At 39.0% G+C, this 14,336-nt stretch carries 13 protein-coding genes; 6 read left to right on the top strand and 7 right to left on the bottom strand.

Translation table 11 applies throughout. From position 1 onward, the window contains the following. The first annotated feature begins 3 nt into the window (after positions 1-3). Positions 4-993, top strand: coding sequence for a glycosyltransferase family 2 protein (locus tag E0E36_RS10425; protein WP_130855887.1), 990 nt, complete (start codon positions 4-6; stop codon positions 991-993). Continuing rightward, on the top strand, positions 990-1,955 hold the full coding sequence (locus E0E36_RS10420) for a glycosyltransferase family 9 protein (protein ID WP_130855886.1): 966 nt from the start codon (positions 990-992) through the stop codon (positions 1,953-1,955). Before E0E36_RS10425 ends, E0E36_RS10420 begins: the two co-directional genes overlap by 4 nt. 2 nt (positions 1,956-1,957) lie before the next feature. On the opposite strand, the gene E0E36_RS10415 is transcribed toward E0E36_RS10420, so the two are convergent. The 4 genes from E0E36_RS10415 to E0E36_RS10400 are packed head-to-tail and all read right to left on the bottom strand — an operon-like array spanning position 1,958 to position 7,044. Then, on the bottom strand, positions 1,958-3,025 hold the full coding sequence (locus E0E36_RS10415; protein ID WP_130855885.1) for a glycosyltransferase family 9 protein: 1,068 nt from the start codon (positions 3,023-3,025) through the stop codon (positions 1,958-1,960). Then, complete coding sequence (rfaE2, locus tag E0E36_RS10410; protein ID WP_130855884.1) at positions 3,026-4,522, bottom strand: D-glycero-beta-D-manno-heptose 1-phosphate adenylyltransferase; 1,497 nt, start codon at positions 4,520-4,522, stop codon at positions 3,026-3,028. Further along, complete coding sequence (locus E0E36_RS10405) at positions 4,485-5,105, bottom strand: D-glycero-alpha-D-manno-heptose-1,7-bisphosphate 7-phosphatase (RefSeq protein ID WP_130855883.1); 621 nt, start codon at positions 5,103-5,105, stop codon at positions 4,485-4,487. Before E0E36_RS10405 ends, rfaE2 begins: the two co-directional genes overlap by 38 nt. Next, positions 5,095-7,044, bottom strand: coding sequence for a glycosyltransferase (locus tag E0E36_RS10400; protein ID WP_242627177.1), 1,950 nt, complete (start codon positions 7,042-7,044; stop codon positions 5,095-5,097). Before E0E36_RS10400 ends, E0E36_RS10405 begins: the two co-directional genes overlap by 11 nt. 458 nt (positions 7,045-7,502) lie before the next feature. On the opposite strand from E0E36_RS10400, the gene E0E36_RS10395 reads away from it, so the two are divergent. After that, positions 7,503-7,979, top strand: coding sequence for a hypothetical protein (locus E0E36_RS10395; RefSeq protein ID WP_130855881.1), 477 nt, complete (start codon positions 7,503-7,505; stop codon positions 7,977-7,979). On the opposite strand, the gene E0E36_RS10390 is transcribed toward E0E36_RS10395, so the two are convergent. Continuing rightward, on the bottom strand, positions 7,976-9,130 hold the full coding sequence (locus E0E36_RS10390; protein ID WP_130855880.1) for a baeRF7 domain-containing protein: 1,155 nt from the start codon (positions 9,128-9,130) through the stop codon (positions 7,976-7,978). The two genes, E0E36_RS10395 and E0E36_RS10390, sit on opposite strands and share 4 nt — an antisense overlap. A 38-nt stretch (positions 9,131-9,168) precedes the next feature. Further along, entirely contained in the window at positions 9,169-9,744 is a 576-nt protein-coding gene (locus E0E36_RS10385) for a DUF4142 domain-containing protein (RefSeq protein ID WP_130855879.1), read from the bottom strand. Between the two features lie 358 nt (positions 9,745-10,102). On the opposite strand from E0E36_RS10385, the gene E0E36_RS10380 reads away from it, so the two are divergent. From E0E36_RS10380 to E0E36_RS10370, 3 genes are all read left to right on the top strand, one after another. Next, the gene (locus E0E36_RS10380; protein ID WP_130855878.1) at positions 10,103-10,549 is read left to right on the top strand and encodes a low affinity iron permease family protein; all 447 of its coding nucleotides are present in this window, start codon (positions 10,103-10,105) and stop codon (positions 10,547-10,549) included. Between the two features lie 262 nt (positions 10,550-10,811). Further along, positions 10,812-11,273: a ferritin-like domain-containing protein gene (locus tag E0E36_RS10375; protein WP_130855877.1), complete on the top strand. Its 462-nt coding sequence runs from the start codon at positions 10,812-10,814 to the stop codon at positions 11,271-11,273. An 85-nt stretch (positions 11,274-11,358) separates the two neighbouring features. Then, entirely contained in the window at positions 11,359-11,994 is a 636-nt protein-coding gene (locus tag E0E36_RS10370; RefSeq protein ID WP_041387569.1) for a LuxR C-terminal-related transcriptional regulator, read from the top strand. A gap of 75 nt (positions 11,995-12,069) precedes the next feature. Here E0E36_RS10370 and E0E36_RS10365 read toward each other — a convergent pair whose 3' ends face one another. Next, complete coding sequence (locus E0E36_RS10365) at positions 12,070-14,259, bottom strand: ATP-dependent helicase (protein WP_130855876.1); 2,190 nt, start codon at positions 14,257-14,259, stop codon at positions 12,070-12,072. Positions 14,260-14,336: the final 77 nt, after the last annotated feature.

Here is a 14,336-nt window from a genome sequence, read left to right as displayed (position 1 = left end):
CGTATGGATATGTTTAGGATAACTGTAGTAATTCCGACTTACCAAAGAACGATGTTATTGTCACGATGTCTAGACGCTTTGACTAAACAAACACTTAATCAGCGTTTATATGACATTATTGTGGTGGGTGATGGTTATGACAAAGAAACGGAAGAGCTGGTAGCTACGTTTAATACCGCTTTTGAAAATCGTATAACTTATCTTTATACTGAATGCAAAAAAGGACCGGCTGCAGCCCGAAACCTAGGATGGTTATACGCTGATGGACACCTGGTTGCGTTCACTGATGATGATTGTATTCCCGATGAACTTTGGCTTCAGGAAATTTTTGACGCCTATAACGGTGAGGAGAAAATCGTATATACAGGATCAGTATATGTACCAACCCCCGAGAGCCCGACAGATTTTGAAAGGAATACGGCACAATTGGAGGTTGCAGAGTTTATCACGGCTAATTGTATTTGTACGAAACAAGCGCTATACCATGTCGGAGGTTTTGACGAACGATTTAAAATGGCATGGAGAGAAGACAGCGACTTGCATTTTAAGCTTCTCCGTGCAAAAATCCCAATAATAAAACTTAACAAAGCCGTTGTTATTCATCCAGCTAGAAAGGCCAAATGGGGAATTAGCATAAAAGAACAAAAGAAAGGCATATATAATGCGTTATTGGCAAAGAAATTTCCAAGTCTCTATCAAGCCCGAATCGGCCATCCAACAAATGCTTTATATTACAGTCTTTTATTGCTATTGATTTCCATGGTTCTCTTATGGCATGTGAACCTGAAGTGGGCCTTTTTTGCCAGTCTAAGTTTTTGGTTGTTTCTTACCGCTAAATTTATTTTAATACGTCTGAGAGGAACCAGTAAATCACCCTCTCATATTGCAGAAATGGTTTTTACTTCAATACTAATACCGTACTTATCTATTTTTTGGCAGCTGTATGGTTCTATTAAATACCGAACCGTTTATAATATTAAGATCGGAAAATGAAATCAATCGCAATTTTCAGAGCCTTACAATTAGGAGATTTTTTATGTGCGATACCGGCAATACGCTCATTAAGACAAGCGTATCCGAATGCGCGTATTGCTTGGATAGGACTGCCGGGTACACAACATCTGCAACATCGTTTTGCCAATTATATTGATGAATTCATTCCCTTCCCCGGCTATCCGGGGCTGCCTGAGCAGCCCATTGAACCGAAAAAGATTTTGGCCTTTCTACAAGATATGCAGAGGCGTAAATTTGATTTGGTAATACAAATGCAGGGAAATGGCACCTATGTTAATGCACTCGTTTCATTATTTGATGCAAATAAATTGGCTGGCTTTTTCAAGGATTCACTCTTTCGACCAAACAATGAACATTTTGTTCCCTATCCTGAACACTTGCATGAGATTGAACGGCACTTATATTTGATGCATCATCTCGGCATACCTGATGCAGGTAAACAACTCGAATTTCCGCTTCTAAAAGACGATCGTCATATCTGCGAAAAATTCCATTTAACGCCGGGGAATTTCGTTTGTATACATCCTGGGTCACGTGGCGAATCTCGTAGATGGAATCCAAAGTACTTTGCGCAAATAGCCAACCGTTGTTTAGAAGCGGGTTATGATGTCGCTATTACGGGGACAAAAGAGGAAGAAACGATTGCCAACGAACTATCAGCACATATGAACCGCCCGCCATTATTTCTTGTCGGTCAAACAGATTTAGATGAGATCGCCCTTTTACTTAAACAAGCGAGGGGATTATTATCCAACTGCACAGGGGTAGCCCATATAGCCTATGCACTGCAGGTGCCTGCAGTGGTCGTTAGTATGGATGGTGAACCTCATCGGTGGGGCCCCCTAACTCCTACAAGGCAGCAAATAATAGATTGTCAAAGAAAGCCAAATGTCGAAAAGGTGCTTCAACATTTCAACAATACAGTGTTGTGTAATATATAAAATCACCACATAGACAATACCGCTTGCATGATATCATTCACCGATGGTAAAGGCAAGTAGTCAGCGTAATATTTTCGATCAACATAGCGAATAACTTCATTTTTGCTTTTGATCTGTTCATCAATACTATATTCAAGCACGCGTGCATTACCCATCCAAGGATGGTGTTGTGGATTTGTTTGAGCATAAAGTACAACTAGAGGAGTCTCAACGGCCGTCGCTAAATGGACGGTAGCTGTATTGACAGATATGACAAGTTTGGACATTTGGAGAAGTGCTGCAAACTCATCTATTCGGAAAAGGCCTCCGGTTGAAAAAGAGTTATCTTTCACACGATCTTTCAAGCGGTTTGTTATTGAACTTTCACTATCCGAGCCGGAAAACACAATCTGTGTATCTAATAGCTTTAACATTTCTTTAGCGAGCTCTTCCCATTTTTCTTCGGGAAACTGCCTTTTTTCTTCACTCACACCTGGATGTAGTACAATGAAAGGTTTCGATAGATTTATTCCCAAAGCTTCGAGTTTGATTCTTACGCTTGAAATGGCATTTTCCTTAATCGCTACTGTTATTTTTTTCTCCTTTGCTACAGCCCCAACACGCTCAACTAAGTCGAGATCACGTTCGACCTGAGGTTTAATAAGTTCGTAGGGTTCCTTCTCAGGAATCCAATCATTTAAAAGCTCATAAGGATTTTCTCGACAATATGCTAGACGTCTCGGAATTCCCGCCATCCATGCTAACATTGCTGCGGGTAACGGACTTTGACTGTAAACGGTAAAAATCACGCAAGCATCAAACGATGCCACTTTCAATTGTGAAACTAGTTTTTCTACTATATGAGTTGCATGATTGGCTTTTAACTTAACCCAGGGCAAATCGACTGCAATGGTTTCATCAACCATAGGCAACAGTGAAACGACTTCTGATGTATCTGTTGATGTTAACAATGTAATCCTACAATTAAAGCTATCTTTAAGCGCTCGGATTGCAGGAGACGACATGAGTACGTCTCCTGTATTATCTGCTCGAATCACGAGTATATTTTTACAGCCATGCCATGTAGTCATTTAAGCTTTCATTTTGGTGACTTGGTTTGGCGATGAATTTTCCTGGATACGTCTAATTATGTTGGTAGTTGACTTTCCATGCGTAAAAGGTAAGAGCACCAATTTGGCACCAACTTCATTTATAGCTTGCAATTCGGGCATTTGTTTGTTTCTATAGTCCTCTCCCTTCACCACTATATCGGGTTTCAATGCCCGTATTAAATTTGCTGGGTTATCTTCATCATTTTCATTACCAAAACTTATGATATAATCAATTGATGAGAATGCCGCTAAAACATGCATTCGATCTTTCAGTATATTAATCGGTCTGCTTTTTCCTTTTAAACGGCGCACGCTTTCATCGGAATTTACACCAACAATTAGTACATCGCCCATTTTTCTTGCTTCCTGTAGGTAGTGTGTGTGCCCGCAATGCATGATGTCAAAGCAGCCATTCGTGAAAATAATTCGCTTATTTTTTGCTTTAAGTTGATCTGTAAGGCTAGTCAATAACGACGTAGAAGTTAAAATTTTTGTCTTATTCACTATTTTATCAACAATATCTATTGCATGACAAACGGAGGTTCCCGACTTTTCAATTACACAATGTGAAGCGATGGCTGCAATTTGGGCGGCTTCTATCTTCTCGGCATTGGAAACAAGTGCCAAAGTTGCTGTAGCCAGGTAGGTGTCTCCTGCCCCACAGACATTTGGATTATAAACGGGATCGACCGGTAGATGTAAGGATTTTTGCCCTCTTTCGATCCAAACTGCACCATCCGAATCCAAGGTAAGAGCAACATATTTAGCCCTCGTTTTTTCGATGAGTTGCTTGGAAATTTGGTCTACCTGCGCAATCCTATCAGGCATAGTTTCTATATTAAGTAAATTAAGGGCCTGTTTATAATTTGGCTTCACCACAGTCGGCCTCAATGCGCTAAAAGAAAACAATCGCTTGGAATCGATCGCTATGAACCTTGGGTAACGCGTCTGTAGCTGAATCAATGCAGCGATTACGCGTGCACTGATTACGCCCTTTTCATAATCGGCAATTATTACAGCATCGCAAGCTTGATATGCATCCGCTAAGAGGTCAATCAGAAGCGATTCTGAAGATTCACTCAGGGAACAGTGATCACCTTCATCGAAACGAACAATCGTATGTTGATCTGCAAGAACACGTGTTTTCACTTCCGTTCTTCTTTTATTATCATGCACCAAATATTGTTCTTGAATTTTATGCCGCTTTAATAAAGGCTTTACAGACGATTCATAAAGGTCTTCTCCAATGACACTGCAAAGGAGCGTCGTAGCTCCTAGCGCCTGAAGATTTGCAGCTACATTTCCGGCCCCACCCAAGCATAGCATCTTTTTTTGTACATCCACTACAGGAACCGGAGCTTCAGGAGAGATCCTGCTAGTCGTTCCGTTTATGAAAACGTCTAAAATAAAATCGCCAATAACGAGTACTTTCTTCTCTTTAAACTGATGGACTAAATCTATTAATCTTTGGCTCATGATCTACTGTACTTAAATGAGTTATAATTTTATTAGCAGCTTCTAAAAAATCAGATGCAACGTAGTATGGTCTCCTATAATAACCATCAACCATCCATTCTGTCTCATTGCCGTTATCTATAAGTATGGTTTTACATCCTGCACGATTTCCTGCTTCAACATCATTCAAGATATCACCTATCATCCAAGATTGACTTAGTGAAATGTGATGGTCTTCGGCAGCCCGCTCCAGCAATCCAGGCTGGGGTTTTCTGCAGTTGCATGCATAGGAAAAACGAGAGACAATACCGTCAGGATGATGAGGACAGAAATAAAACCCTTCAAAAGGTGGTAATCCTTCTTCAATAAACAGTCGGGCCAATGCTTTTTTTACCTCAAAAATCTCATCCTCCGTGAAATAACCTTTTGCGATGCCTGACTGATTCGTTATGATGATAAAGACAAAACCGTTAGCTGCTAATTCCTTTAAACCTCTGACAACCCCTTTTTCAAAGGTAATTCTATTTGGGTCGGCGTTATAAGGAATGTCTGGTATGATCGTTCCGTCTTTATCTAAGAACACTGCCTTTCTATTAACTTGCATGATGTTGTTTTGTCAGATAATATGCGTTAGTGTTTAAAACCGCGTATCCTAAGCGTTCATCCCGGTTTTTCATTAATCGCTTAGTAGTTGCCCTTAATTCACCGGTCTCGCGGACCAATCCCTCCGACGAAAACATACGTTGTTCAATCAACGTGCAGATCGAATGGATGACATGTAATTGTATTTCTTGAATGCGTTGTGTACTATCGGAAGGGACAATGATATTAACATCTCCGAAACGATAGGCTTCTCCTCCTTTCTTCCCCAGTAAATTAATACAGATCATTCCCAGTTTCTTAGCCTTTTTTATTGCGTGCAATATGTTTTCTGAGTTACCGCTTGTGCTAATTGTAAACAAGATATCGCCCTTATTACCAAGGGCCTCGACTTGTCTTGCGAATACTTCTTCGAAACAAAAATCGTTTGCCCATGCCGTTAATGTAGACGTATCGGCAGTAAGCGCGATGGCTGGAAGAGCTGGCCTTCGCTCAATGTCGAAACGACCTACAAGCTCTGCAGCGAAATGTTGACTCTCCGCCGCACTTCCTCCGTTGCCACATATTAGCATCTTCTTGCCCTTTGAAAAGCCTTTGCAGATAACACTACCAGCTTCCAGGATAGCAGGCGAAAGTAGAGCGGCTGAGAACTGAAATGTGGAAGCCGCTTCTTCAAAAGCATGTGCTATAAGTTGCGACTCATCTCTATAAACAATAAAATCCGGATCAATAAGCGACTCATATATCATCATGATCGCATTACTGACGTTCTGCCAGGTGAAAAGATGATTTACTCTATCGATACCCTGTAATCCCATTAAGCCACCCTCCGATTTCAAAAGCCTTTGCATCTTGTTAGCCAATTCAACAGGTTTTTTAGGCGGTACTAAATAACCGGTTACTCCATCTACAACGCTATATTTAATGCCTCCTACGTTTGAACCGATTACAGGTGTCCCACAGGCCATTGCTTCCAAAGGTGTAATTCCAAAGGGCTCGTACCACGGAGTGGAAACAAAAACATCTGCTGCACTGTAATAATATTTCAATTCTTCTCGCTTCTTTGGTCCAATAAACTCGACGTATGAGGAAACACCTTCCTCTTCTACGATTTTCTGAAGGCGCTTCAATTCAGCACTGGCCATAAATTGTTCAGCGTTTCCTTCTCCTCCTACAACCAGAAGTCTTACTTTAAAATCCCCTTTCAAGTATTTTAGCGCATGGATTACGTTATCCACTCCTTTTCTCGGAACCATGCGTCCTAATTGTAAAATAATTTTTTCATCATTCTGAAGTCCTAAAAGCATACGTGCGTACATTTTATCGATAGGATAAAATTCCGTGGGATTAAAACCACAAGGGACAACGGCTATTCGTTTCGCATTAGCGTTGTACATGCTAATTAAATCTTGTTTATCTTGTGGACATTCAGCAATAATGCAATCGGCTTCTCTCGCGATATTTTCTTCAATAGTCACTCGTTCTTGAGGAAATTTATCATCTTCCTGTAAATGTAATCGCCGAACTTTACCCAGGGCGTGGAACGTCACAACCAATGGAATACGATATCTCAATTTTAGGGATAGACCAACCCATGCCGACATCCAAAAGTTGGCGTGTATCAAAGCATAATCTATTCCTTCTGATTCAATAAAGGTGATCATGTCGTCCTTAAAGGCCTCCATGAAGTCAAATAATTGTTCTTTTGGTATGCTTTGCTGTGGCCCTGCATTGACATGGATAACTCTTACATCCGGAAACAGTCGCACTATTCGAGGTAGTCTATCGCAATCACTTCGTGTAAAAATGTCAATAGCATAGCCGTCTTTGGCGAGCTGTCTGGCGAGCTCCGTAACATACACATTCTGTCCTCCACTGTCTATTCCGCCTAACATGGCAAGGGGTGAGGCATGTTCGCTTATAAATGCAATTCTCTTCTTCATAATTATTCTGGATAATATGCTATTGAAATTCCCTGTAATCAGCATCTTTATTTTGCTTACGTAGTACAATTGATTAAAACATTGTACCGTGGCAGACGCCATGCTGCTTGACGAAGAGATAGCAATCAATACTTATAATTAAATTTTTCTAACCTTCGTTTCTTATAAAGAAACAAGACATATACCTAAAAAAAGAATAGAATTTGTTTTACGTAGGGTAAAAAAGAAAAAGCTCTGTAGTTGTTAGATTAGCAGAACATTAGAAATAAGGACGATTTTATAATGAGATCGGTATACAAAACCGGTCTGGTTTTCAAGCTGTCCTAAAAAGTAAATAAGCCTGTTTGCAAAAGCAGATATCTTCTTGACAACCAACTGCTAATGTGCTGACAGGGGTAAACAGCCCTTGGCTTAGCATAAAGGAATAATCATTGCTTAACAAAATAAAATTCCATAAAATGCTTTTTATTAAACTCATATTATCCGGATTGAGCGCAACCATACTGATGGTACTCGTACAAAAACTATACGTTACGGTTAGCCAAAGGGGAATTACGCTAACCGAATTATTTAGTTATTTACTAATTGAAACGCGTAAGGAGGAAACGAGGCCCACGGGAATGTCCAATCGTTTATACATAGGCTTTATTGTGTGTTATTTGTTGGGGGTCTTTTTCGTTGGCGTTTATTATCTGTTATGGCGCCTTGGCGTAGGAAGATCTGATGTAATAACGGCGCTTCTATTTGGAGCCGCCCATGGATTAGCGAGTATTTTGCTCGTTAGAATTACCTTAAAGAAACACTTAATCTCTCTTGGTATAAATGCTCATTTCTACCTAGGTTTATTTTTTGCACATATCATGTTTTCATTAACTGCGATCGTGACATTCAATTTAGTTACGCAAATTATGCGCGTAGGCGAAATACAACCTTAATAACGGAGGCTTGCAACGAGCAATTTTGCGTCGGGCATTTCTTCTTCGGATAACACATATATATTTCCACCGTTCTGAATAGTATGAATGATCGCTTGATTAACAAGACACTCATCACCATATTCTTTTTCGGTATGGAGCGTTACTTGATTACGATCCTTGTCAAATTTTCCCCATGCATGACTTCGTTCTTTGACAAAAAGGTTTTCTACTTGTCCGAAAAAACTGGCTGTAATGACTTTCGAAAAGTCGTCGCAGCTGGTCCCTCCTCCAAGATTGTTATAATAGTTTGCTAACGCGCTTCTGACCGGTTTCTGCAAAAAAGGGATCATCATATTTCTCGATTTTTCAAAAATGATGTGGGTGTCTACCCGCTCGTAATTACCGGCTAAATATTCAGGTACAATATTTCCATACCGACTGATCTGTCTATATTTCGCTGCCATATATGCTACCCCGGCTAATAGTAAAGGCGCTTTCTCATTTCCCAATTTTTCCTTCCATAATGTTTGATCGACCTCTTTTAAATAAGCTGCCACATATTCTTCTTCATCTGCGAGTCCAGCGTCATGCCCATGAGCACTACCTATGCCGGTTGCTGGGCTCCCTCCTGCTCTGAACAACCTCTGGCCACTTTTCTCTTCAAAATGGATGACATCATCCATACCTCTTGGTAAACCCTCAATGCTCAGTTCTTCAATAGAAAAGGCAGTCCCTCTATAAAAAGCCGTTGCGTTTTTACTAATGGCTAGTACATAGAAATGTATATCATTATTAAGTAGCGGGAAAATAGGTGTGAGATAAAAGGTGTTATTAACATAGACTTCCTCTTTTATTGATATGGGTAGTTTTTTGACCAAAAAAGAGTCTGCTGTGATGAATAGCGCCAAACCATAATCCAGTTTATACCAAAATTCCTTATCATCTAACAATTCATAGCTTGGCTTAAGCAATTGTTGTATGTCTGCTTTGTCTCCGCCTGAATCAAGAACCTGCTTTTCCACATTCTTCAATATATTCTTATATAATAACCGGTCTTGTTTTTCGTTCACTTCAAAACCGGAACGGTGGGTTGGCATGTAGATGGTGATACAGCGATCGCTTTTTACATTTGCCAACCCTAGAAATTGCTCTCTCGATATGGTGTCCATAATCATTGTCTTTTTAATGGGTTTGAATATTTAGCTAGTTAATTAAGCTTGCTGCTTAGTTTCTTCGCAATTTGAAGGTGATTTCTTATAATGGGTATGTTTTTGTTAGCAAATGATTGTATATGTACATCCTTAGCATGCGCTCCAGCTTGGTCAAATAAGGTTAACGACGTTGTATGGTCTTCGATCATTTGTTGTAAAAAAGCACTTTCAAATTCTTTCCCCGACTTACTTCTTAGGCGATTAAGCTTGTCTGTGTGTGCGTCATCTAAACTTTCTGGGATTTGCACTCGTCTCTCTGCTACAATATCCTTCATGTCTTTAGTCAACTGTTGATGTTGTGTAATCAACAGTTTAGCATAACTTTGGATGGCTGTATCCCTAGACTTCTCGCTCGCCAACTTGCCCGCTTCGATCTCTCCCATTCCAGACCTTATAACTGCATTCACAAAGGCTTTATCTTCAGACTCCAAAATTCCCGAGTCAGCTTCCATTTTGTTGGTAATAGAATCCTCCATGCTCAAAGGTCTATTTCTGTATTTGTTTCGTTCTTGTTCGTTACAGCTTAATATAAAGAATAACGAACCTATCGCAATTGCCACTTTGAACATCATAAAAACTTTTTATTATAATGAAACAATTAATATACCCATTTCATTTGCTGGTGTTAAAAGGCTTTTAAAATAAAAATGCCGGTGTTTTCGTCGTCTTGACATAATAACTAATCCACTTTTCTATACAACACATAAAACCATACCAATCATTTCGGTCGGTCCATAATTTGCATAAAACCTGTTTTCTCGCCGCGGCGCTTACCTTTTAAGGTTGACCATAGCAGTCCATTTTCTTATTTCTTGGTTATCGCCGTACTTAATTCGTTTGTATTCGAAAACTTTCAATTCCTATTCTATGTTCTTAAGAAGAATCCCACAGAATAAGGTGTTCTGTATACAGATCATAAAAAAGATTTATATGTCAACTAATAATTTTTTTGAAAAATTCTCCGATAAAATAACCGGCTGGACAGGGAGTTCTACTGCCTTCGGAATAGCCTTTGGAATTGTCATCGGTTGGGGGCTCTCCGGGCCGATTTTTAAATATTCTGACACTTGGCAGCTGGTAATTAACACAGGAACTACAATTGTTACGTTTTTGATGGTGTTTTTGATTCAAAAGTCACAAAACAAAGACTCAAAGGCAATCCAGCTAAAGTTAAATGAACTTGTTGCCGCGAATAAAAAAGCGAGTAACCGTATGGTGGACGTTGAAGATTTTACAGAGGAAGAGCTAGATATGCTCCATAAATTTTACGAAAAGCTGGCGGATAAGGCCAAACAGGAATCAGATATTCATCAATCACATTCTATAGGAGATGCAAAAGGAATCAATAAGTCGAAAAAAAAAGGAGCAGACGAATAGCTCATCTCAACCCGGCCATTTATCCCTGTTCTATATAAAGACAAATGGGGTTTATTAAGGCTATTATTTATTGCTTATCTTACTTTATGTTTTTATTTCAAGGTAGCTGTTTTGCTTTCGTTAAATGTGTTTCTAAACATTTTAAAAGTGTATTAAATTTTACATATTACTGGTACGATTCGGGCAATATGCCTCTTAAACAAAATCCCTGGAGTCACTCGATAGAAAGACGTAACGGCATGGATTTCGCTTGAATATACATATGGAAAATCTCGAAGCGAAAACACCACTGTTGAATGACCTAATACAGCTTAATAATGACCGAATAGCTGGATACGAAAATGCTATTCAGGAATTAGATGATAATGATACTGATTTAAAATCAGAATTTCACAATTTTATAACGCAAAGCTATCAATTCCTTACCGAATTAAAGGATGAGCTCGAGCGAACCGGTGGAAAGGCAAACGATAGGGCGACCGTTGAAGGCGAGTTTTTTCGAAGTTGGATGGATATGAAGGCTTTGTTCAGCGAAGACAAGAGACGAGCAATTCTTAAAAGTTGCATAGAAGGCGAAAATATAATTTACGAAGCCTATGATTATGCAGAAAAATTGGAAGAACTCCCTTCTGATGCGCGCTTTCTTCTTTCACAACACAAACAACAATTAAAATTGGCAAGTAATAAGGTGATGACGCTCTACGAAGCTGAAAATAGAGCGTAACTAACATGTTAAAAAAAAATAAAAAACAATTTAAAAATCAACATGTTAAATCATAACACAGTACATTTACCTTATTACTTAAGCTATGAACGCGAATATCAAATTAAGAATTCAGAATCCGCTATTAAAAACCGGCTTACAAGCCATGTTAAAGGAAGAGAAGAATTTATTGTTGTTGAGAGATGAGTCTTACGACGAACTGGCAGATGTTTGTTTGTTTGAACTGAATAATGAAGACGATATTCGGTATTTGAAAAAGATGGAATCCCTATCATTGAGGTCCCGAATGCTTGCCATCTTGTCGTCTAGCGATTTATCCCTGGTTACGCAATCGCTCGAACAACAAATAGCCGGTGTAATTATGGATAACGCTTCGGAAGAAGAGCTGTTATTCGCTATCGAATACATAATCAAGGGAAACAAATATGTAGCACCCAGTATATCCTTGCAGTTTATTCAGAAACTTGGTAGCTTGGGTTCATCAACGCTTTTTTCATCCAAAATGGAATTGCTTAATCAAAAAGAGCGAGACGTATTGGAGTTAATTATGAGCGGTCATGCCAACAGGGAAATAGCCTATCAGCTATTTACCACCAAAAGGAAGATCGAGGAAATACGAAAATCTATCATGAAAAAAATAGGTGTAGACAACAATTTAAGCTTGACGGCTTTTTATCTTAATCAAGAGCTGTATCATAAGGATCATTTAGGCACAACATAAATGTATTCACAAGACAGATTACGACATAGTAATCCGTCTCTCAATCGAGTAACAAAATCTTCCGAAATACATACGTCATTCGTTAATGATATCGTATGTATTGTCTGATATGCCGTATAAGAATCGACTCGGTTTTGTAAATACAGCGTCCCAAGAAGAAACATAAGCTGGCATCGTGATAAACAAATTTTCCTTGGCTCTGCTACAAGCGACGTAAAATAAACGTCGCTCCTCCTCTATTTCTTCTAAAGATGCCATTGATCTTACCGAAGGCAAGATACCATCAAGGGCAAACGGAACAAAAACGGTATGCCATTCCAAACCTTTAGCAGAATGTATCGTTGAAATCGTAAGAGGTTTTTCGTCACTTTCATCAAAGGGTATAGTCTTATCCTGATATCGGTTGGATGGAGGCTCTAACGTAAAATCAGCTAAAAATTTCTCTAAATCTTCGTATTTAGCTGCAATCTCTGCAAATATCTCAAGATCAATTTCTCTGGCGTCAAAATCGTCTTCCAATTGTTTTAATAGCGGTTTATAAAATTCATAGATCGGAGGAATTAAATCGACGGGTGCAGAACCTAATTGCTGCATTCGATTAAATAGATCTAAAAGTTCTTTTAAATGTTCTCCATGCTTTTTCCCTTCAAACAAATTAGTTTCAATTCGACCGTGTTGCTCATGTATTTTAACAATAATTTCTTTTGCGCGTACGTCTCCAATGCCTTCGAGCAACTTTAGAATACGATGCCAGGCCACGGCGTCCATCGGATTCATCATAATTTTTAGGAAGGACACCATGTCCTTGACATGTCTTCTTTCACCGAATTTTATTCCTCCTACTACAATGAATGGAATATTCCTCTTCATCAATTCTGCTTGTACAAAATTGGATTGCCATGACGCTCTGCTTAGTATAGCGAAATCAGAATATTCTAAATCATTTTCCTTCAGTGTCATGACGGTGTCCACAATATAAGCCGCTTCTTCGGTCGTATCGACTAACCGATTTATGCGAGGCTTTCGTCCCTTATGTAATCGAGAAAATAATTCTTTTTTAAAACCGATCCGAGCACTTTCTATCAGCTTGTTTGTAAAATCCAAAATGCGTTGTGTACTCCGATAGTTCTCCTCAATTTTTACTACCCCACAATTTTCAAAATGTTGTGGGAAACGAAGAATATTCTCGAAGTTAGCTCCACGGAATGAATAGATACTTTGTGCATCGTCACCGACAACCGTTATGTTTCCTTTTTGTGATAACAATTCCACGATCTCGCGTTGAATATTGTTTGTATCTTGATACTCATCTACTAAAATGTAAGCTACTTTCGCCTGTAGTACTTGTCTGAAATGCGTATTAGTTTTTAGTTTATCACGTAATATATCAATCAAGTCATCGTAATCCATTAAGTTCGACCGCTGCTTGTATGCAGCGAGCAAAGTATAAATTCGCTGAAAGTCTTTTACAAATCGCTCATATTCGGGAAAATATTCGGCAATAACATTCTCAATACCCAATTCATGATTCTTTGCTTTAGAGAAGATACTCTGAATCGTACTTGATTTAGGAAAATGCTTACTGCCTTTTTTTGGCGTTAAGTTTAATTCGGTTTTTAGAAGGCTGATGATATCGACCACATCCTCGCCATCAATGATGGTAAAGTTTGGTGGAAGGCCGACTAAAGCATGGTACTTTCGCAATGCATAATTAGCAAAAGAGTGAAAAGTTCCACCTAGTACATTCGTAATAGACTTGGCATGCAGCAACTTTTGTACCCGGTTAAGCATTTCATTAGCCGATTTCCTCGTAAAAGTGAGCAGCAAAATCTCGTTTGGTTCAAATCCCTTTTCAATTAGATAGCTTACTTTATAAGTAATAACACGCGTCTTACCCGTACCGGCTCCTGCAATAACCAATAAGGGCTTATCTAGGGTACATACTGCAGCTAACTGCTGTGGATTTAGCTCTTTTTTATAGTTGATTTTAAGATTGGAAAGATCATAAATACGGTAAATATCAACAAGCTTCTCATCAATATGCTTTGCAGCATCCATTAATGTCCGTAGATACGTAGGGATTTGCGTATCAAAATTCTCAACTCGTAGGGGTTTACTTAATAGGTCTTTGAGCCCTTCTTTTTTTTGCTTGGAGTAGCTTACTATGTTTGTATCAAACAGCAAACCATCCAACAAACGGTCCAAATCTACCGACTGTCCTTCCCTATCGTCCCGCTTATTTTTATCGTCATTGGTCGGATCCATATCAAAAGCTATTACTAATGAATTAAAGAATCAAAATTACACTAATTTTTTTAGCATTCCAACATATGCTTATAGAT

This window comes from Olivibacter jilunii (genome assembly GCF_900607235.1).
Taxonomy (GTDB): Bacteria; Bacteroidota; Bacteroidia; order Sphingobacteriales; family Sphingobacteriaceae; genus Olivibacter; species Olivibacter oleidegradans.
The sequence above is the reverse complement of the archived record's forward strand: the minus strand, read 5'-3'. Positions and strand labels throughout refer to the sequence as shown.